This is a genomic window from Ruegeria sp. BB7 (assembly GCF_056539365.1).
Map to the genome: position 1 here is coordinate 201521 of NZ_JBQFUV010000004.1, position 20418 is coordinate 221938.

Genomic DNA, 20418 nt, shown 5'->3' on the forward strand with positions numbered 1-20418 from the left:
GTCGCAGACATAAAAGGCGGCCCCGTAAAAAACTGGCCAGATCACAGGCAGTTGCGGCAGCGTTGGTCAAAGGGTCGCAAGCTGGAACTCTCAGTCAGATACCCCCTTGGCGCGCGATCCCTTTGCGGTCAGATTGACGACCAGTTTCAAAGTAACGGCGCAATGACAGCACATATTCAAACCGATGCCCGGTCCAATCTGATCGGCAGCGCCTGGATGATCCTGGCGATGGCGCTGTTCGCGCTGGAAGACGCTTTGCTAAAGGGGGCCTCGACCGCGTTGCCAATCTGGCAGATCCTGCTGCTTTTCGGTTCAGGTGGAGCGGTGATCTTTGCGATTGTGGCCGCGCTGCGTGGGACGTCATTGTTTCACCCCGATGTGTTGTCGCGCCCAATGAAAGTGCGGGTCTTGTTCGAAATCCTTGGGCGGCTGTTCTATGTGTTGGCGATCGCCCTGACACCTTTGTCCGCGGCAACGGTGATCCTGCAAGCCACACCTCTGGTCGTGGTCGCAGGCGCAGCGCTGTTCTTTGGCGAAACGGTCGGGTGGAGACGGTGGAGCGCCATTCTGATCGGCCTGATCGGTGTGGTCATCATCATTCAACCGACCGGAGACAGTTTCTCGGCCCTGTCCATACTGGCCGTGCTGGGCATGTTGGGTTTTGCTGGACGCGATCTGGCCAGCCGTGCCGCACCCGCAACACTGGGAACCGAGGTGCTGGGTTTCTACGGCTTTCTTTGCATCATCATCGCCGGCTTGGCCTATCAGTTCTGGGAAGGCGCTCCGCTTGCGCCCGTTGACCTGCATACCGGACTACATTTGACCGGGGCGGTTCTGATGGGCACCGCCGCCTACGCCTCGTTGATGAAGGCAATGCGGACAGGCGAAGTTTCCGCCGTCACCCCGTTCCGCTATTCCCGCCTGTTGTTCGGGGTGGCGTTGGGCGTGGTCATGTTTGGCGAGCGACTTGACCAGACCATGTGGATTGGCAGCACACTGATTGTGGCCTCGGGGCTGTATATCCTGTGGCGCGGACGTCAGGCTTAGCCCTTGTCGTGGAAGAAATCATAGACCTTCTGCGCCAACCCGGCTGAAATTCCGTCAACCGCCTTCAAATCCGCCAGATTAGCCCGGCTGACCGCCTTTGCACTGCCGAAATGCGCCAGAAGGGCGCGTTTACGGGCGGCCCCCACTCCGGGGATTTCGTCCAGCGGTGTTGCGCCCACGGCCTTGGCCCGTTTCGCCCGGTGGGTGCCGATGGCAAAGCGGTGCGCCTCATCCCGTAAGCGCTGGATAAAGTACAGTACCGGGTCATTGCGTTTCAGGGCAAATGGGCGCTGACCAATACGGTGGAACTCTTCCTTGCCGTGGTCTCGGTCCACGCCCTTTGCGATGCCGAACATAGGGATGTCCTCGACCCCATGGGCCTGCATGATCTCATGCACGGCGCTCACCTGCCCGGCCCCGCCGTCGATCAACAGAAGGTCGGGCCACAGACCCTTGTCGCGGTCCGGGTCCTCTTTTTGCAGGCGCGTGAAACGGCGGGTCAAAACCTCTTTCATCATGCCAAAATCATCGCCCGGAGTCAGGTCATCGCCGCGGATGTTGAACTTGCGATAGGCATTTTTCATGAACCCCTCAGGGCCTGCCACAATCATGCCTCCCACCGCATTGGTGCCCTGAATGTGAGAGTTGTCGTAGACTTCGATCCGGTCCGGCGGATTGTCGAGATCAAACGCTTCGGCCACGCCACGCAGCAGTTTGGCCTGCGTCGCGCTTTCCGACATGCGGCGCGCCAGCGATTCACGTGCATTGCGCAGGGAACCGGCCACCAGCTCCTGTTTTTCGCCGCGCTGGGGCACGAGGATTTCAACCTTGCGGCCCGCTTTCTCGGTCAGCGCCTCCTGCATCAAATCGGCGTTTTCTATTCCGTCGGACAGGATCAATTGCCGGGGCGGTTCCTTGTTGTCGTAGAACTGGCCAAGGAACGCCTCCATGACCTCAGCAGCCGAAACATCGGGCCCCACGCGCGGGTAGAAATCCTTGTTGCCCCAGTTCTGATTGGCACGGATGAAGAACACCTGCACACAGGCCTGCCCGCTATCCATGTAGAGGCCAATCACATCCGCCTCGGCCACTCCGCGCGGGTTGATGCCTTGGCTGGTCTGCACCTGCGTCAGCGCCCGGATACGGTCGCGCAGACCGGCGGCGCGTTCGAACTCCATCGCCTCAGAGGCGGCCATCATCTGTTCGGCCAACTCCTCCTGCACCTTGGTCGAGCGGCCCGACAGAAAGCGTTCCGCATCCTTGACGCTTTCGCGGTAATCCTGCTCCGAGATCAGCCCGACGCATGGTCCGGAACAGCGTTTGATCTGATACAACAGACAAGGCCGTGTCCGGCTGTCGAACATCGAATCCGAGCAGTTGCGCAACAGGAATGCCTTCTGCAACTGGTTCAACGTCCGGTTCACCGCGCCCGCGCTGGCAAAGGGGCCAAAATAGGCGCCCTTTTCTTTCTTCGCCCCGCGATGTTTCTTGATCTGCGGATAGGCATGATCCTTGGCGACCAGAATGTTCGGGAAACTCTTATCATCGCGCAGCAGCACGTTGTATTTTGGCTTGAGCTGCTTGATCAGGTTCTGCTCCAGCAGCAGCGCCTCGGTCTCGGTTCGCGTGGTCAGGAACATCATCGAGGCGGTCGCGGCGATCATCCGTTCGATCCGGCCCGAATGACCGGGCCGCGCATAATTCGACACCCGCGCCTTGAGGTTTCGCGCCTTTCCCACATACAGAACCCGGCTGTCCGCATCCAGCATCCGATACACACCCGGCGAGCTGTCCAGCGTCTTCACATAGCGCTGAATGCAGGCATAGCCGGTGGGCTGAGCATCCGGGGTCTGGTTGTCTTGGAGTGTCATGGGCCTCAGATATGATTCTCTGACAATGGCTGCAATCTTGAGGCTCTCAGATCAAGAGAAAACAAATCCACGGTTTCTGTGGATAAGTGTGATGATAAGTTTCCTGACACTACGAAATTCCCTTGATTCATTAAGAAAACCTTGAACTGCCCAAAAAATAGGCAGCATTATAAGTATTTGTTTTTAAAAGAAAGAAAATCCTACACAAGACAAGTGCATGAAAAAAAAGACATTTTCACGATAGGCAGGTAACAGAAACGCGAACGGTGCAAAACTTGCAGCAGATTTACTTATTCTACACCCAATACATCCGGTGTCTGCCAGCCCAAATGCTGCCCGCCATCCACACACAAAAGCTGTCCGGTGACGGCTTGGGCATCCAGAAAATACCCCAGCGCGGCGGTAATATCTGACGGGTTCGCGCCTCGCTCTAGCAGAGTGTTGGCCCGCTGCGCGTTGAAATGATCCTCACTCTGGCGGTGTCCCTGCATGGTCGGCCCCGGCCCGATGGCGTTGACGCGGATCGCGGGGGTCAATGCCTGCGCGGAAGTACGGGTCAACGCCCAAAGGCCCATCTTGGCAATCGTGTAAGACATGAATTCAGGCGTCAGTTTACGTACCCGCATGTCGACCATGTTGACGATCAAACCAGTGGCGACGGGTTCGCCTGCCTCGTCCGTGTCGGGTGTTAGCCCCTGTTCCGCCATCGCCTGTGTCAACACGAAGGGAGCGCGCAGGTTGCTGTCCATATGCCGGTCCCAGCTTTGCCGCGTGGTGGTGTGGATGTTGTCATATTCAAAGATTGAGGCGTTGTTGACCAGACAGGTGATCGGCCCGCCCAGAGCCTCAGCCGCGCGAGGTAGCAGCGCGCTGACCTGCGCCTCGTCCAGAAGGTCTGCCTGCAAAGCCACCGCCTTGCGGCCCAGAGCCTGAACCTCGGCCACGGTCTCCTGCGCGGGGTGTTCCGAGGTGGCGTAATGCACGGCGACATCATAGCCGCGTCGCGCCAGATACAGCGCCATGGCCCGTCCAAGGCGAATTCCGGCACCGGTCACTAACGCTCGGGTCATGGACGCTTCCTCTTGATCAAATCACGCCAGCAACACGACGATGTAGACTGCATATAGCAGGGTCAACACAAAGCCCCAGGTGCGCGTGATGTCCTGTTTGAAAAACACGAACGGGGCCAGCAGCAGCGAGGCACCCAGCATCACCCACAGGTCGAACCGCAGGAACTCAGGATCTACGGGAATCGGTCCGACCAGCGTAGCAATCCCGACGATGGCCAGCAGGTTGAACATGTTCGATCCGATCACGTTACCCAGAGCCACATCCGCCTGCCGCCGTAGCGCAGCCATCACTGTTGTCGCCAATTCCGGCAGAGAGGTCCCAACGGCAACCAGTGTCAAGCCGATCACTGTTTCGCTGACGCCATAGGTGAGGGCAATCACGGTCGCGTTCTCGACCAGAAGATGCGCACCCATGGGCAGGCCGATCAGACCTAGAACCAGATAAATTGAAATCTTCCAGTAGGCCATGTTGGGGTCGGCCTCTTCGAGGCCGTCCAATTCTTCATCCTCGGCGCAGGCCTGACCACATGCTTTGCGATGCGCGTGTGCCTCGCGAAACGCATTCCAGAGGACCAGACCCAATGCCGCCAGCAGAATCGCTCCGCTAACCAGAGTGAACACACCGCAAAAGGCCAAACCGATGAACAGGACCGAGGCCAACAGCATGAAAACATAGTTCCTGCGGCTGTTGCATTCGCTGGTGTGCAATGTCGACAGCAAGGCTGGCAGGCCCAGAACCAACAGGATATTTGCTGTATTCGACCCGACCACATTACCTAGGGCAATGCCCGGCGCGTTTTCCTTGATCGCGCTGATGGCAATCAAAAGCTCGGGCGCGGAGGTGCCAAAGGCTACGATCGTCAGGCTGACGATCAGCGCCGGCACGCCCATACGCAGGCTCAGGTTCACCGCGCCACGCACAAGGGCATCGCCCGCCAGCAACAGGATCAGCAGACCGAGGCCGGATAACAGCCATGCCGTCATGTACGGCCTCCTTTTTCGCAGGCGCAGGGGCCTTTGCCGATCCTGAATCGCCCACAGCGTGGGCACCTTGCCGATTGCAACCGTTTCTGGCCCGGAAAGCGCAACTTTCCGAACATCGCCAATACTCCCATGGCGATCAAAAACAGAGTGACAATCTTGATAATCACGTCACAAACCGAAACGCGCGTAGGCAGCGCGCTCCTCAAGCCCGGCAATGGCGTCCTGTGCTAAGGACGCACCGAACCGCGACCACAACGGTTTGCGCAGCCCATAACGGCGGAATTTGACCTTGTCGCCAAACCGTTCCTGCATCTTTGGTTTCAGATGCGCGATGCCGTCGATCAGGCCCAGTTCTTGGGCACGTCGCGCCAACCAGATTTCTCCGGTGAACAGGTCCTGGCTTTCGTCCAGCTTACCACCGCGCCGGTTTTTGACATGGGTGATAAAGTTCTCATGGATATCGGCCAGCAACCCTTCCAGCCGGGCGACATCCTCTTTTTTTTCAGGCGCAAACGGGTCCAGCATGGACTTCGATTTGCCGGCGGTGTGTACGCGGCGCTCGATACCCTGTTTTCGCAACAGGACATGCGCGCCGAACCCCGAGGATATCACCCCAATCGATCCCAGAACCGAGCTGTCATCGGCATAGATCTCATCTGCAGCCGCCGCCAGCCAATAACCGCCCGAAGCGGCGACATCCTCGACAAAGGCGATGACAGGAACGTTCAATTCTTCAGATAACCGCCGGATTCGCGCCCCGATCAATGAGCTTTGCACCGGCGATCCACCGGGTGAGTTGATCTCAAGCGCGACGGCAGCGGGCTTGCCTTTGCGAAAGGCTTTCTCCAATACCGGGGCCAGCGCGGTGTCGGACATTGACCCGCGTCCGGCCATTCCGATGGCTCCGGACAGGCGCACAACGGCCACACAAGGTTGTTTTTTGAGAAACGGCAGGCTGAGTTTCATGGGAGCCGATGTAGAGTGCACCCAACCGGTAAACAAGGGACCGTTTGGCCGATATACGAGACGTGAACACATTTCCTGAGGGCAGTGGGCAAAAATGCAACGCCATCCTGCCGGTTAGTTTCGGATGCGCCAACCAGTTTTAAAGATCCAACCGATGATGCCCAGACACGCGCCGGTAAAGGCCAGAATGGCCAGCAGGCTGAACCCAATCGGAACATCCGCAAGCCCGTAGAACGACCAACGGAAGCCCGAAATCAGGTAGACCACCGGATTGAAAAGCGTGATCGTCTGCCACAAGGGCGGCAGCATCGAAATGGAATAAAACGTGCCCCCCAAAAAGATCAACGGAGTCACCACAAGCTGCGGCACCAGCGACATTTGCTCAAAGTTGCTGGCCCATATACCGATGATAAACCCCAAAAGGGAAAAGCTGAGACAGGTCAGGATCAGAAATGCTGCCATTGCAAAGGGGTGCTCAATGCGCAAATCCACAAAAAAAGACGCAGTGACCAGTATAACCAAGCCCACGAACAGCGCCTTCGTTGCCGCCGCCCCAACATAGCCGATTACAATTTCGATGAAATTGATAGGCGCTGAGAGCAGCTCGTAAATCGTGCCCAGAAACTTCGGGAAATATATTCCGAAGGATGCGTTGGAAATCGCCAACATCACCACTGATAGCATGATCAGCCCCGGCACGATGAACGCACCATAGGACACACCCTCAATCTCTTGAATACGGCTGCCGATGGCGGTGCCGAAGACCACGAAATACAGCGAAGTCGACAGGACGGGCGACAAAAAGCTCTGCGCCAGGGTACGGAAGAACCGGGCCATTTCGAACCGGTAGATGGCAGCAACAGCGGACCAGTTCATGCGGGCTCTCCGGACACCAGATTAACAAAGATTTCCTCAAGGCTCGACTGCCGGGTCTGCACATCCCGCAACACCAGCCCCGCCTGCGCCACGTCGTTCAACAACGTGGTGATGCCGGTACGGTCCGCATGGGTATCATAGGTATAGACCAGCGCATCGCCATTGCCGTTCAGCACCAGATTATGGGCCGCCAAACTATCCGGGATGGTATGGATGGGCTCACTCAGCATCACCTCAAGCTGCTTTTTCCCCATCTGCGCCATCAGCGTGTCCTTTTCCTGCACCAACAGCAATTCGCCCTTGTCGATGACGCCAACGCGATCGGCAATAGCCTCAGCCTCTTCGATGTAATGCGTTGTCAGGATGATGGTGACGCCGGCCTGCTTCAGTTCGGCCACGATCTCCCACATGTCCTTACGCAATTCGACGTCGACACCAGCGGTAGGTTCATCCAGAAACAGGACGCGCGGTTCATGCGACAGCGCCTTGGCGATCAACACCCGGCGTTTCATACCTCCGGACAACTCCTTGATCGCGTTCTTGCGCTTATCCCACAGGGACAGTTTCCGCAGAATGTCTTCAATCCTTGCATCATCACGGCCGAGCCCAAACAAGCCGCGCGACAGGCGAACCGTGTTCCAGACCTTTTCGAACGGCTCCAGAGCGATCTCCTGCGGCACCAGCCCGATCATCCGGCGCGCAGCACGGAAATCGGTTTGAATATCGTGGCCGCCCACCGTCACCGTCCCCGAGGTCGGCGTCGTGATCCCGCAAATGGTCGAAATCAGCGTTGTCTTGCCTGCCCCGTTCGGACCAAGTAGCGCCAGAATCTCCCCCTGTTCGATATCCAGAGACACGCCTTTAAGCGCCTCAAACCCATCAGCATAGGATTTGCGCAAGTCCTTGATCGAAAGAATGGTCGTCATGCAAGTACCCCGTTCTGGAGGCGACCCTACCCCGCCCAACCAGCACAGAACAGGTCAATTTCGCACAAGCCCCTGCGCTTTTTTGTGTTCTCAACGTACTGCTTGCAATTTGCCGGCGATCCCTGAACCCTGCGTAAAAACGAGGGGGCACAATGCTGAACGGTATCCGGATTATCGAGGTCGAAGGATTGGGGCCCGCCCCCTTTGCCGCCATGCTGTTGGCGGATTTGGGCGCCGACGTCATCACCATCCACCGCAAGGGGCAGCCGGTGACGCCGGGCATGCCCGAACGATCTATTCTAGATCGCGGGAAGCGGTCGATTGAACTGGATCTGAAAGACGCAAATGATTTGGAGATCGCCAAACGCCTGATCACCTCAGCCGATGCGTTGATCGAAGGCTTCCGTCCGGGCGTGATGGAAAAACTTGGCCTTGGTCCCGACCTTTGTGACCGAATTAACCCCAGACTGGTCTATGGTCGGATGACAGGCTGGGGCCAGGACAGCCCCCTGTCGAAAACGGCCGGGCATGACCTGAATTACATCGCCCTGTCCGGTGCGCTCTGGTACGCGTCTCAATCTGACCAACCGCCGCAAACTCCCGCCACACTGGTGGGCGATATAGGGGGCGGCGCGATGTATCTGGTCGCGGGCCTTCTGGCCGGGCTGCTCAACGCGCAGAGAACGGGCAAAGGCACGGTGGTCGACGCATCAATCTATGATGGCTCGGCACATATGATGAACCTGCTGATGAGCCTTGGCCAAACCGGAAACCTGTCTGGCACACGCGGCGAAAGTCTTTTGGACGGCCCACATTGGAGCCGCACCTATACCTGCGGTGATGGTGGGTTCGTGACGGTGCAATGCCTTGAACCCAAATTCTACGCGCTGTTTTTGGACAAAATGGGCTTGTCAGATGACCCCGAGTTCCAACAGCAATTTAACCGCGCAACATGGCCTGCACTGACTCGACGCTTGATCGAAACATTCGCCAGCGAACCAAGAGACCATTGGGCAAACCTCTTTAGCGGCTCCGATGCCTGCGTCGCCCCAGTTCTCAGCCCGACCGAAGCGCAGTCCCATCCAATGAACGCGGCACGTCAGACATGGCGCAAGGCAGATGGCAGCCTACAAGCCGCAGCCGCCCCCAGATTCTCAACCTCCGAATGGCAATCCAAACCCAGCCCCGCCCGGGGTGAACACCGTCAGGACATCCTGAAAGAGCTTGACGCACAACAGGCATCCGCCTCTTCATCTGGCTAAAAATATCCCGGGGGATGAATTGGCCACAGGCCAAGAAGGGGGCTGGCCCCCTTTCCTTTACCGCCCGCGCACCGTGTCGATCATCAACTGAACGTTCTCCGGATCCGCATCCGGCGTAATCCCGTGACCGAGGTTGAAAATGTGCGGCCTCTTCGAGAACGCCTCGACAATCCGTCGTGTTTCATCCACCAGCGCCTGCCCGCCCGTTACCATATGAGAAGATGCCAGATTGCCCTGAACGCAGCCATCCACCTGCACATGTTCGGCAGCCCATTCTGGTGACACGGAGTTGTCCAGGGCCACGCAGTCCACTCCGGTTGCCTTGGCAAAACCGATATAGCCATCCCCAGCTTCACGCGGGAAACCTATCACCGGAATACCGGGATGGCGCGTCTTGATGGCCTGAGTGATCACCCGGCAGGGCTCGACCGCATATTTCTGGAATGCCTCGCCTTTCAGCGACCCCGCCCAACTGTCGAAAATCTTCACCACTTCGGCCCCAGCCTCGATCTGCGCGGAAAGGTATTCGATGGTTGCCTGCGTAATCCGATCCAACAACGCCTCGAACAGGGCGGTGTTTTCCTCGCGCAGTGCATGGGCAGGCCCCTGATCCGGCGTGCCGCGCCCGGCAATCATATAGGTCGCGACAGTCCAGGGCGCGCCTGCGAATCCTATCAGAGTCGTCTCGGAGGGCAATTCCCGCGACAGGATACGGACCGTCTCGTAAACCGGTGACAGGGTTTCATGAATATCCTCGACCGGCTTCAGCACATCAAATTCTAATTGCTGCGTGATGGTCGAAAGTCGTGGGCCTTCACCCGTGACGAACCACAAATCCGCGCCCAGCGCCTGCGGCACCAACAGGATGTCAGCAAACAATATCGCAGCGTCAAACCCATAACGGCGGATCGGCTGCAACGTCACCTCAGCGGCCAGCTCAGGATTATAGCACAGTGACAGAAAATCCCCGGCCTGCGCGCGGGTTGCGCGATATTCGGGCAAATAGCGGCCAGCCTGACGCATCATCCAGATAGGCGGCACATCCTGTACTTCGCCCGCAAGTGCCCGCAGCAGTTTCTTTGTCTCGGCCATCTTTGTCCCCAATCGTCTGGTTTGCCGCAACGGGTCGGCCCTCAGTGGCAATTTGTCAAGGTGTGCCCCCATTGTCAGGGCAATGTGACGCGACTAAAGCTTGGCCCATGACACTGACCCTGCCCACACCCGACTCACCGCTGAAGATTGGCACCCGTGGTTCGCCTCTGGCGCTGGCACAAGCCTATGAAACCCGGCAACGGCTGGGCACCGCCTTTGACCTGCCTGACGAGGCGTTCGAAATCATAGTGATCAAGACCACCGGCGATAACCGCGCCATGATCGACGCGGACCGCCCGCTGAAAGAGATCGGCAACAAGGGCCTGTTCACCAAGGAAATCGAAGAGGCAATGCTGCGCGGCGATATCGACATCGCGGTGCATTCGACCAAAGACATGCCGGTAGAACAGCCCGAAGGTCTGGTACTCGACACGTTTCTGCCGCGCGAAGATGTGCGCGACGCGTTCATCTCACCCAGCCTGAACTCGATCCACGACCTGCCGCAGGGTGCGGTGGTCGGCACGTCGTCGCTGCGCCGCCGGGCGCAATTGCTGAACCGGCGCCCCGACCTGAACGTGGTCGAGTTCCGCGGCAACGTGCAGACCCGGCTGAAGAAACTGGCGGACGGCGTGGCAGATTGTACATTTCTCGCAATGGCTGGCATCCGCCGCCTGAACATGGATAACGTCCCGGCGACCGCCATCGCCCCAGAGGACATGCTGCCCGCCATTGCACAGGGCACGATCGGCATCGAGCGTCGTACTGAGGATTCCCGCGCAGCGGGTATGCTTGAAGCGATTCATCATACCGAAACTGGCCAACGTCTGACTGCAGAACGAGCACTGTTGGCAGCTCTGGACGGGTCCTGTGAAACGCCCATCGCCGGGTTGGCCGAGGTACAGGATGGTCAGCTACGCCTGCGCGGCGAGGTGCTGCGCCCCGACGGGTCCGAGGCAATTTCAGAAGATATCACCGGCACCATCGCCGATGGCTCCGAAATGGGCCGCGCGATGGCAGAAAAACTATTGAAGCAAGCGGGCCCGGGTTTCTTCGACTGGAGAAATTAGTAAAAATTTGAGTAATGTGAACTACTTCACTGTCGGGAACATGGCGATCTGGCATCAAGGTCCCATGCCGATCACCATGACGGGTCAATCTCGATAAAGTCGAAAAATTTTTCAGTATATTCGCTTAAGTGGTATTCGAGGGGGCGAGAGTTTACCCAGTTCACTGATCGGTTAGGGCCGCTGTCATATTTCGACGGCGGCCCATTTCTTTTCAATGCTGACGGTCACGTAGCACTGATTGCCTGCACAGCCTTATCAACAGCATCACGGGTTTTTTCCAGATCTGCCTTTGTCACCGCAAGGGACGGGTAAAGCTTGCCGGGGGCTTTGAAAATCCCTTGGTCGCGCAACGTAGCGTTGTAGATCACGTTGCGGTGCGGGTCATCATGTTTGGCACTGCGATAATCGCGGCAGGCGCCATTGGTGAAATAGATATCAAACAGCGTTTCATCGCCGATGATCTGATGCTCAATACCCGCCTTGCCCAGCGCATCCGCCTGCATTTGCTGCAACGCGACTCCGGTTGCGCGTAGCTGGTCATAGGTATCGTCGCGCCGCAGGATCTCCATCGTTTTCAAGCCCGCGACCGAGGCAACCGGGTTGCCTGACAGCGTACCCAGTTGCATCAGCCAACCCTCTTCGCCCACCTTTGCCTTGTCAAAATGCTTCATGATTTCGGCGCTTGCGCCCAGCGCAGCCAAAGGGAACCCACCGCCGGTGATTTTACCCAAGGTGCAGATATCGGGGGTAACACCGTATTTCTCTTGCGCGCCGCCATAGGCCAGACGAAACCCGGTGACGATCTCATCGAAGATCAGCAGGACATTGTGCTTGTTGCACAGGTCGCGCAGACCTTGCAGATAGCCGGGCCAAGGCGGGATGATGCGCTGCAGCGGCTCAACCATGATCGCTGCAACGTCGTCATGTTCATCGAGCAGAGCAGCGACCGCCTCAAGATCGTTGTAGGGCGCAATCAGCATCTGTTCGGCCACACCTGCTGGGATCCCTGCGCTGTCCGGTACAGCCTGCGGGAAATTAACCCGCTTCGACGGCGCAAGACTCATCTGAGCCTCGGCGCTCATGCCGTGATAGCCACCTTCGAATTTCAGAATTTTGTCACGCCCGGTGTAAGCGCGGGCCAGACGGATCGCGTACATATCCGCTTCGCCACCTGAAGCGACAAAGCGGATCTGCTCGCAGCACGGCACCGCATCAATGATCGTTTCGGCCAGTTCAATACCTTTGGCGTTATTGGCAAAGAAGGTCATGCCCTTGGGAAGTTGTTCCAGAACGGCCTCCATCACCTCGGGGTGGCCATGGCCCAACAGCATCGGGCCTGAGCCGATCAGATAGTCGATGTATTCATTGCCGTCTTCGTCCCAAACACGGCTCCCCTCGCCACGGGCGATGATGATACCCGGGTCGAAATTGCCAAAGCCGCCAGCGGGTAATACCTCATTCGCGCGGGCGATCCATTCGGACTGAGTGTTAATTTTCAGCATCTTACACGATCTCCAACATCGGGGAATCCAGGGTTTCGAGATCAGGCACCACACCTAACCCCGGACCTTCCGGCGGGGCAATCCGGCCGTTTTCACGGTTTGGTGCGTTCGGACAAACACGCGGTGCAACATAGGACGACAGATCACAGGTGTTCAGCAGTGATCCATGCGGGGTCGAGGCCGCAAAATGCAGCGAAGCCGCTGTCACGATATCCGATCCCCAGGTGCATTCAGCGCAGATTTCAGCCCCCAGATGCACGGACAGGTCCCGCGCGCGGTGCATGGCAGACAAACCGCCGAACTTGGACAGTTTCAGCGCGACCGCGTCCATACATCCCAATTCATGCGCCCGTAGCAACGAAGTCAGGTCAAAGGCGCCTTCGTCAATCTTCATCGGCAAACCGGTGGCCTGTCGCACAGCGGCGCAGTCTTCCAAGGTTTTGCAGGGCTGTTCCAGCATAACATCCAGATGTGCAACCGCACGGCCTGTCCGGGTGGCCTGCAGGCGCGATGCGCCACAGTTCCAGTCGCCATAGACCAGCGGCCCCTGTCCCACGGCCTCGCGCACTTTGATCAGCCGCTCGGCATCGGCCTGCCAGTCACCTTCCACGCCCAGCTTGACCTGAAACTGGCGTATGCCGGTCTGATAGGCCGCCTGCGCGATCCGCGCCATTTCGTCGGGTGCGATACAGGTGATCGAGTGATACAGCGGCATGTCCTTCCGCGTCCGACCACCCAGCAAAGCATAGACCGGTTGGCCCGTGGCCTGCCCAAACAGATCCCACAGGGCGATATCGACGATGGATTTCGCATAGAGATGCCCCTGTAGAAACGCATCCAGTTTACGCATCGGCGCATCTACACCGAACGGGGACATGCCAAGAATTTCCGGACCCATCTCCGCCACCGCGCCCGGAACGCCGCCCGCATAGGCGGGTAAATAGTGGGGGATCGGGCAGACCTCACCCCATCCCTTCAGGCCGCTATCCGTCTCAAGACACAGGATATGAGAGGTCACGGTCGCGCAGGTTTTGCCCTCGGCCATGTGATAGGTTTCATGGCTAGTCAGATCGACGGACCAGAGGGTTATCTTGCTGATTTTCATCCGTATACTCCAACCGGATTGCCCAGCGCGTCCTCATCCGGATGCACACCGAGACCCGGCGTTTCCGGCAAGTGTAGGTGACCGTCGACGTTGCGCGGGCCGCGCCCACCCGCAATATCGACGGTGATCATATCCTGACAGGCCCATACAGCGTGGCAATTGGTGTCCGGAATGGTGGCGGCCAGATGCAAGGCCTCGGCATCGGCCAGAACCGAGCCACCCGTGGCCATGACGAACATATCGATACCATGCGACAGCGCGATATCCCGTATCCGCGCGGCTTTGGTCAGACCGCCGACGCGGTTGAGTTTGATCCCGAAGATCTCGGCGATCCCATCGCGGGCAATGCGGGTTGCATCCTGCAGGGTCACGAGGCTCTCATCCACCGAAACGGGCGAGGCATGACGGCCCGAGATCGCGGCGATATCGTCCAGCGTCTCGCCAGGTTGTTCGAACATCACGTTCAGGTCTTCGCATGCGCTCATCACCCGTAGGGCCTGTTGTCGAGTCCAGCCGCGGTTGACGTCATAGAGCACAATCTCCCCCGGCCGCCGGATGCTTTCGACGTCGCGCACGCGAGCAATGTCCCGTTCCACATCACCGCCGATTTTCACCGAATGGGCGATGTAGCCTCGGCTGCGATAGCGTTCCATAACCTCGCGGGTTTCCTCGATGGTCTTGGCTCCAACCGAAGAGGCAATCGGACGCGGCGTCCGCGACCCTCCGCCCATCAGATCGGCGATCGGCAGGCCCGCCGCCTGACCGGCGATATCCCAGCAGGCCATGTCGATCGGGCTTTTCGCATAAAGGTGGCCGGGCAGCGCAATATCCATTGCGCGCTCCACCTCCAACACCTTGCGCGGGTCGAGGCCGAGGATGAATGGCGCCATAGTCTGAATCCCCGCGCGGATTCCAGGCCCGTGCGCTGGGACGTATGTGTGCCCCCATGGGGTTCCCTCGCCCCAGCCAACCAAACCCGCATCGGTTTCGATTTTCACAATCGTCGCGTCGAGCGTTTCGAACTTCAACCGCCCGCCAGACAGCCAGTATGGATGCTCTAGCGGCAGATCGACATGATAGACTGACAGTCGGGAAATCTTCATTTCAGCTCTACTTCAACAAATGACATAGGGTCGCCCTCAGCATTGATCACATTGTGTTCGACGCCTTCATCCCGGCGATAGGCCGTGCCGGCGGGAACCGTCACGTCATTGACTGTTCCGTCGGGCAGTTCTAATCGCATGTGGCAATCGGTGATGGCCGTGATGACATAATCCATCGTGTGACGGTGCCATCCGGTTTCCGCGTCAGGAGCAAAGTCAAATCGCGTCACCCGAACACGGGCGTCGTCAATCATCTGAGTTGCCGTCGCCTGCGGTCTCATAAGCGGAACTCCTCAATCGGTTCTCCCAGACTTTCGAAATCCGGGGCCACCCCCAATCCTGGAGCGTCCAAAGCGTAAAGCTTGCCATCACGCGACACCGGCCCGCCGATTCCGGTTGATCGGGTATTGTAATTCATCAGATCAGTGGTGTTCTGCAGATATTCGGGCGGGGTCGAGGCTGCAAAATGGGCGACGACAGAGGAGGCAATTTCGCCACCCCATGTATCCTCACTGACCACCGGAATGCGGTTGTCGACCAGATAATCCCGCACCCGCCGCGCCTTGCTGAGCCCACCGAGGTTCGAGATTTTCAGACAGCAGATTTCGGCCCCGCGATCCGCAACGATCCGTTGGGCCATATGGATGCCGGTGACGCATTCGTCCAACTTCATCGGTTGTTCAGCCACACGGCGCACCTGTTGGCACTCCTCATAAGTGCGGCAGGGCTGTTCTAGAATGAAATCCAGATCGCGCGTCGCACGTGCCACCCGGATTGCATTGTCAACTCGCCAACCCTGATTGGCATCGGCCATCGCCTTTTCTCCGGGTTGAAGCAAAGGCACCGTGGTGCGAATACGGTCGATATCGGTGACCCAGTCGCCGCCGACCTTGACCTGAAATTGGCGATAGCCCTGATCTCGGTAGCCGTTCATCTCGGCCACGGTCTCATCCACCGCTTTCTGCGGAGGGACCCGGTACATCGGGGCACCATTGGTCAGTTTGCCGCCCAGCAGCATCCAGACCGGTTGATCACAGGCCTGCCCCAGAATATCCCAGCAGGCCGCATCGAACGGCGCTTTGGCATATCCGTGCCCCTGCACCAGATGATCCATCAGCTGCTCGATCTGCCCCACTTGCCGCGGGTCTTCGCCCAACAGCTTTGGCGCCACCAGCCGCGCCAGTGCCGCGACGCCCTCGGAATGGGCAACCATGTAATTCTCGCCACAAGGCGTGAACTCACCGCAGCCCTGTAATCCGGCATCGGTGTCGATGACAACGACCGAGGCGATGGCCGTTTCGATCGCATTGCCATCACCCCAGACATAGGCCCCACCCACATAGGGCAGACCGATCTGGTAGATGCGGATGCGGGTGATTTTCATGCGGCATCCATTCTGGGCAGATCGCCCATACCTTCGCCACGCCAGAGGACAAAAGTCAGGATCGGCTGGTCGGTCGTGGTCATTGCGTGGCTTTGCCAGCTGTCATGGTGACGCGTCTGGTTCGGGCCGACATAGGTTTCGTTCCCGTCGACACGGAACACCGCCCCACCTGCCAGCGTCAGGTACAACTCTTCGGCCTGATGGCTGTGCCAATCATAGTTCAGCCCCGCCCCCCAATAGCCCACATAACCTCGCAACCGGGTCGAGTGGAAATGACCAGTCGGACCAAACAGCTCGTAATACCCATATTTGCTCAGGAAGTCCGCACCAACTTCCTCTTCTGTATAAGTATGCTTCCATTGGGCCAGATGTGCGGTTGCCTTAATTGCCGCAACCAGGTCGCGTGTTGACGCACTGCCGTCGAGATCAATGTCGCGCACCAAATCCGTGGCGGGTATTGGCGCAGGCTGCAGACCCGTCGGCGCCAGATCGTCAGGCCATGCCGCGAATGCAGCAAGGTCGGGATGCACCTGATGCAGTTGCCGGGCCGCCTCTAATACGTCGTCCAGAGTCATGGGATCACCACGATGTTGCCGGTATGCTGTTTTGCGATGAAGGCGGCTTGCGCTTCGCGCAGCTCCTCCAGCGGATAGGTCGCGGCGAGGGCGGGTTTGATCTCACCGGCCTCGATGTATGTCACGAGGTTCCGCATGACTTGCGGGTCGATCACGGTTGAGCCGGTGAAGGTCAGATCGCGCAGGTAGAAGGTCCGCAGGTCGAAATCCACCATCGGGCCAGCGATTGCACCGGAACAGGTGTACCGCCCGCCGCGCTCCAGAATGTCGATCAGGTTTGGCCAATAGGGGCCGCCGACCACGTCAGCCACAACGGTGATCTTTTCCTCGCCAAGCACCGCACGCAGGTTTTCGGGTGCGCGAGGCAGGATCAGGTCAGGGCCAAGTTCGGCCACATCGGCATGCTTGGCCTCGGACGCCAAGGCGATTACCCGCGCCCCGCGGCGCTTGGCCAGTTGCACCAGCGCACCGCCGACGCCGCCCGAGGCTCCGGGAACCAGAACGGTGTCTTTTTCGGTCACATTGGCGCGGGTCAACATCCCTTCGGCGGTGGAATAGGAACAAGAGAAGGTCGCCAGTTCCGCATCCGACAGACCCGAGTTAATCGGCACCGCGTTGACTGCCAGCGTCGTGGCGTATTCAGCGAACCCTCCGTCCCGTTCCGATCCGAAATAGCCGGTTTTGTCCATGTTGTCGGGGTCCGTCGGATCACGCAGCCATCCATCAGTGATGACACGCTGACCGACGCGGGCGCTGTCGACGCCTTCACCTACCGCCACGATTTCACCGCAGATATCGGCCCCCTGAATACGCGGGAAAGTGATCGGTGCTCCGCCCCAAGTGGGATCGTCTTCGCCCACCTCTTCGAACGCGCCTCCGGTGGTCGCGTCAGTGACGGTTTTCGAGTACCAGCCCGAGCGTGTGTTGACGTCTGTGTTGTTCAGACCGCAGGCGGCGACCTTTATCAGAACTTCTCCGGCCGCCGGATCCGGGCGCGGCCAGTCTTTGTGCAGAACCATCTGCTCCAAGCCGCCATGGCCCATCGTGACCATGGCTTTCATTGTGTCGGGCAGACTCATCACGCAGTCTCCAATGCGGCGTCGGTGCGCGGCAGCAGGCTTTGCGGATCATAGGCAGGTTCCCCCAGCACGCGGGCTGCGCGGGGTTTGCCGTGGACCACCACCTGCAATTTGGTACCGGGTGTTGCGGCCTCGGGCTTGATATACGCAAAGGCGAGAATTTTCCCGACCGTATGGCCATAAGCCACCGAGGCCGTCGAACCCACGACACGCCCGTCCAGCATCACCGCTTCACCACCGTGTCCGTCAATCTCGCCGTCAGGCTCGATTTCCAGATAGGCGCAGATCCATGGAAGGTCGGTGTTCAGCGTCTTGTCCTTGCCCAGATACGCCTTGTCGGTGCGGGCAAAGCGCAGTACGTCGGCTTCAGCCAGAGTGACCTCATTGGTCAGCTCGCCCGCACCTTTGAAGCCCTTCTCCATCCGCATCACGTTCATGGCAAAGCTGCCGTAGTCGGTAATGCCGTGCGGCTCACCCGCCGCCCAAAGAGCGTTATAGACGTCAAGGCAGGCGGCGTTGGGCATGTGCAGCTCCCATCCCAGTTCACCGGCATAGGACATGCGGAAGGCCCAGACTTTATGGCCCGCGATTGTGATCTCTTGCGCCAAGAGCCAACGGAACCCGGCATTGGTCAGATCGGCATCGGTGCAGCGTGCCAGCACGTACCGGGAGCAGGGGCCGTTAAGCGACAGGGCCGACCAGTCGGCGGACAGCGCGGTGATCTGCACATCCTCATCCGCGCGCTGTTGCGCCAGATGATCCAGAAGGCGCTGTTCGAAGAAAGCGGCACAGACCAGATAGAACCGGTCTTCGGCCATGCGGACAATTGTCGTCTCCAGCTCAATCCGACCCCGGCGGTTCAGCATATGGGTCAGCGTGATCGAGCCCACCTTTTGCGGCATCCGGTTGGCAGTCAGCCGGTCCAGAAAGGCATAGGCGTCCGGACCCGAAACCTCGACTTTGGTGAAGGCGGTGACATCCATGATGCCGACGCTCTCACGCACCGCTTTGACCTCGGCCGCGACCATTTCGTCGGCTGGCGTACGGCGGAAGGAGTAGTGATCGCGCTGTTCCACCCCATCCCGTGCAAACCAACGAGGGCGCTCAAACCCATAGACCTCTTCATGCACCGCGCCTTTGGATTTCAGCAGCTCATTCAGCGGCGACGGCTTGATTGGACGACCCTCGAGACGGTTGAAATGCGGGAAGGGGATTTCGTGACGCAGGCAATAATCCTCTTCGGCCTTGATCACCTGCCAATCCTTGGTGGCATAGCTTCCAAACCGGCGCGGATCGAACTCGCGCATCGAGATATCGGCAGCCCCATGCACCATCCAGCGCGCCAGCTCACGCGTCAGACCCGGCCCCCAGCCGATGCCGATCTGCGTCCCGCAGCAGCACCAGTAGTTCTGCACACCCGGCGCCGGTCCGATCAGCGGGTTGCCATCCGGCGGGTGCGAAATCGCCCCGTGTACGTCACGCTGAATGCCCAGCTCGGCAAAAATCGGCATCCGGTTCAGGCTTTCCTCAAGCCACGGCATCACCCGGTCGTAATCAGCATCGAACAGCCAGTTCTCGTACTCCCAAGGGCAATGGTCGTGCCAGACCGAATTCGGATTCTCTTTCTCATAAATCCCGATTAGGCCGCGTTGCTGCTCCATCCGGATATAGCCCGAGACTTTACAGTCATCGCGGATCACCGGCAGTTCCTTGTCCAGATTCTGGAACTCGGGCACCGGTTCGGTCACGAAGTAATGGTGCGTCATCGAGGTCATCGGCAGTTGCAACCCGGACCACTCGCCCATCTGGCGGGCATAGGTCCCGCCTGCGTTCACCACATGCTCGCAAGTAATGGTGCTCTGTTCGGTCTCAACCACCCATTCGCCGTTGTCGGCCTGCGTGATGTTGGTGGCGCGGCAGTTGCGGAAGATGCGCACGCCTTTCTGACGCGCCCCGGTCGCCATCGCCATGGTCACGTTGGTTGGATCAACATGACCGTCATCCGGCGTGTGCAGCGCTCCCAGCACACCTTCGAGATTGTAGAACGGGTGCAGCTCGGCCACCTTCTCGGGGCCAACCAGTTCGATGTTGAAGCCCAGCGAACGCCCCACCGACAGGGTATGGCGCAGCCAGTCCATCTCATCCTCGGTATAGGCCAGACGGAACGAACCGCAGCCATGCCATGTCACAGGCTGGCCTGTTTCAGCCTCCAACTGGCCGGAATAAAGACCAATGTTGTAGTCCACGCATTTGCCCAGCCCGAAGCTCGAGGTCGAATGCGTGATCTGGCCCGCCGCATGCCAGGTGCTGCCGCTGGTCAGCTCAGCCTTTTCCAGCAAGACGGTATCGTCGCCCCAGCCTTCATGCGCCAGATGATAGGCCAGACCGACCCCCATGACGCCGCCTCCGACGATTACCACGCGGACGTGGGTGGGCAGATTCTTCTCGGACATGATTTTTCCTCTTCCCGAGTCGCGTTTCTGCTCGACAGGCTAATTCCACAAATGTA

The 20418-nt window shown here is 58.9% G+C and carries 17 protein-coding genes and 1 pseudogene; 3 read left to right on the forward strand and 15 right to left on the reverse strand.

Annotation, left to right across the window (positions count from 1 at the left end):
• Positions 1-162: 162 nt before the first annotated feature.
• The gene (locus ACR0D7_RS10245) at positions 163-1047 is read left to right on the forward strand and encodes a DMT family transporter (protein WP_480678923.1); all 885 of its coding nucleotides are present in this window, start codon (positions 163-165) and stop codon (positions 1045-1047) included.
• Here the strand turns inward: ACR0D7_RS10245 and uvrC are convergent.
• The 6 genes and pseudogenes from uvrC to ACR0D7_RS10275 all read right to left on the reverse strand — a co-directional run bounded on the left by uvrC (position 1044) and on the right by ACR0D7_RS10275 (position 7740).
• Complete coding sequence (uvrC, locus tag ACR0D7_RS10250) at positions 1044-2918, reverse strand: excinuclease ABC subunit UvrC (protein WP_480678924.1); 1875 nt, start codon at positions 2916-2918, stop codon at positions 1044-1046. The genes ACR0D7_RS10245 and uvrC overlap by 4 nt on opposite strands.
• 290 nt (positions 2919-3208) lie before the next feature.
• Positions 3209-3991 (reverse strand): annotated as a pseudogene (locus tag ACR0D7_RS10255) (SDR family oxidoreductase); the annotation flags it as partial.
• Positions 3992-4009: 18 nt separating this feature from the next.
• The gene (locus ACR0D7_RS10260) at positions 4010-4972 is read right to left on the reverse strand and encodes a calcium/sodium antiporter (protein WP_170385534.1); all 963 of its coding nucleotides are present in this window, start codon (positions 4970-4972) and stop codon (positions 4010-4012) included.
• A gap of 168 nt (positions 4973-5140) precedes the next feature.
• The gene (locus ACR0D7_RS10265) at positions 5141-5938 is read right to left on the reverse strand and encodes a S49 family peptidase (protein WP_480678925.1); all 798 of its coding nucleotides are present in this window, start codon (positions 5936-5938) and stop codon (positions 5141-5143) included.
• A gap of 114 nt (positions 5939-6052) precedes the next feature.
• Positions 6053-6814 (reverse strand): ABC transporter permease, encoded by a 762-nt coding sequence (locus ACR0D7_RS10270; protein WP_170385529.1) that lies wholly within the window; start codon positions 6812-6814, stop codon positions 6053-6055.
• Positions 6811-7740 (reverse strand): ABC transporter ATP-binding protein, encoded by a 930-nt coding sequence (locus ACR0D7_RS10275; RefSeq protein WP_170573698.1) that lies wholly within the window; start codon positions 7738-7740, stop codon positions 6811-6813. The genes ACR0D7_RS10270 and ACR0D7_RS10275 overlap by 4 nt, the downstream gene beginning before the upstream one ends.
• Before the next feature lie 152 nt (positions 7741-7892).
• On the opposite strand from ACR0D7_RS10275, the gene ACR0D7_RS10280 reads away from it, so the two are divergent.
• Positions 7893-9002, forward strand: coding sequence for a CaiB/BaiF CoA transferase family protein (locus tag ACR0D7_RS10280; RefSeq protein ID WP_480678926.1), 1110 nt, complete (start codon positions 7893-7895; stop codon positions 9000-9002).
• Positions 9003-9059: 57 nt separating this feature from the next.
• On the opposite strand, the gene hemE is transcribed toward ACR0D7_RS10280, so the two are convergent.
• Positions 9060-10094 (reverse strand): uroporphyrinogen decarboxylase, encoded by a 1035-nt coding sequence (gene hemE / locus ACR0D7_RS10285; RefSeq protein ID WP_480678927.1) that lies wholly within the window; start codon positions 10092-10094, stop codon positions 9060-9062.
• Positions 10095-10201: 107 nt separating this feature from the next.
• Between hemE and hemC the strand changes: the two genes are divergently transcribed.
• The gene (gene hemC / locus ACR0D7_RS10290; RefSeq protein ID WP_480678928.1) at positions 10202-11161 is read left to right on the forward strand and encodes a hydroxymethylbilane synthase; all 960 of its coding nucleotides are present in this window, start codon (positions 10202-10204) and stop codon (positions 11159-11161) included.
• A 224-nt stretch (positions 11162-11385) separates the two neighbouring features.
• On the opposite strand, the gene ACR0D7_RS10295 is transcribed toward hemC, so the two are convergent.
• From ACR0D7_RS10295 to ACR0D7_RS10330, 8 genes are read right to left on the reverse strand one after another with little or no spacing between them, the layout of a single operon-like run.
• Positions 11386-12663 carry an aspartate aminotransferase family protein gene (locus tag ACR0D7_RS10295; RefSeq protein WP_480678929.1) on the reverse strand — a complete coding sequence of 426 codons (1278 nt, stop codon included), beginning with the start codon at positions 12661-12663 and terminating at the stop codon, positions 11386-11388.
• 1 nt (position 12664) lies between these two features.
• Positions 12665-13768, reverse strand: coding sequence for a mandelate racemase/muconate lactonizing enzyme family protein (locus tag ACR0D7_RS10300; protein WP_480678930.1), 1104 nt, complete (start codon positions 13766-13768; stop codon positions 12665-12667).
• Positions 13765-14871 (reverse strand): mandelate racemase/muconate lactonizing enzyme family protein, encoded by a 1107-nt coding sequence (locus ACR0D7_RS10305; RefSeq protein ID WP_480678931.1) that lies wholly within the window; start codon positions 14869-14871, stop codon positions 13765-13767. Before ACR0D7_RS10305 ends, ACR0D7_RS10300 begins: the two co-directional genes overlap by 4 nt.
• Positions 14868-15152 (reverse strand): cupin domain-containing protein, encoded by a 285-nt coding sequence (locus tag ACR0D7_RS10310; protein ID WP_480678932.1) that lies wholly within the window; start codon positions 15150-15152, stop codon positions 14868-14870. The genes ACR0D7_RS10305 and ACR0D7_RS10310 overlap by 4 nt, the downstream gene beginning before the upstream one ends.
• The gene (locus ACR0D7_RS10315; protein WP_480678933.1) at positions 15149-16255 is read right to left on the reverse strand and encodes a mandelate racemase/muconate lactonizing enzyme family protein; all 1107 of its coding nucleotides are present in this window, start codon (positions 16253-16255) and stop codon (positions 15149-15151) included. The genes ACR0D7_RS10310 and ACR0D7_RS10315 overlap by 4 nt, the downstream gene beginning before the upstream one ends.
• Positions 16252-16830: a dimethylsulfonioproprionate lyase family protein gene (locus ACR0D7_RS10320; RefSeq protein ID WP_480678934.1), complete on the reverse strand. Its 579-nt coding sequence runs from the start codon at positions 16828-16830 to the stop codon at positions 16252-16254. Before ACR0D7_RS10320 ends, ACR0D7_RS10315 begins: the two co-directional genes overlap by 4 nt.
• Positions 16827-17909 carry an alcohol dehydrogenase family protein gene (locus tag ACR0D7_RS10325; RefSeq protein ID WP_480678935.1) on the reverse strand — a complete coding sequence of 361 codons (1083 nt, stop codon included), beginning with the start codon at positions 17907-17909 and terminating at the stop codon, positions 16827-16829. Before ACR0D7_RS10325 ends, ACR0D7_RS10320 begins: the two co-directional genes overlap by 4 nt.
• Positions 17909-20362 carry an FAD-dependent oxidoreductase gene (locus ACR0D7_RS10330; RefSeq protein WP_480678936.1) on the reverse strand — a complete coding sequence of 818 codons (2454 nt, stop codon included), beginning with the start codon at positions 20360-20362 and terminating at the stop codon, positions 17909-17911. The genes ACR0D7_RS10325 and ACR0D7_RS10330 overlap by 1 nt, the downstream gene beginning before the upstream one ends.
• Between the last annotated feature and the right edge of the window lie 56 nt (positions 20363-20418).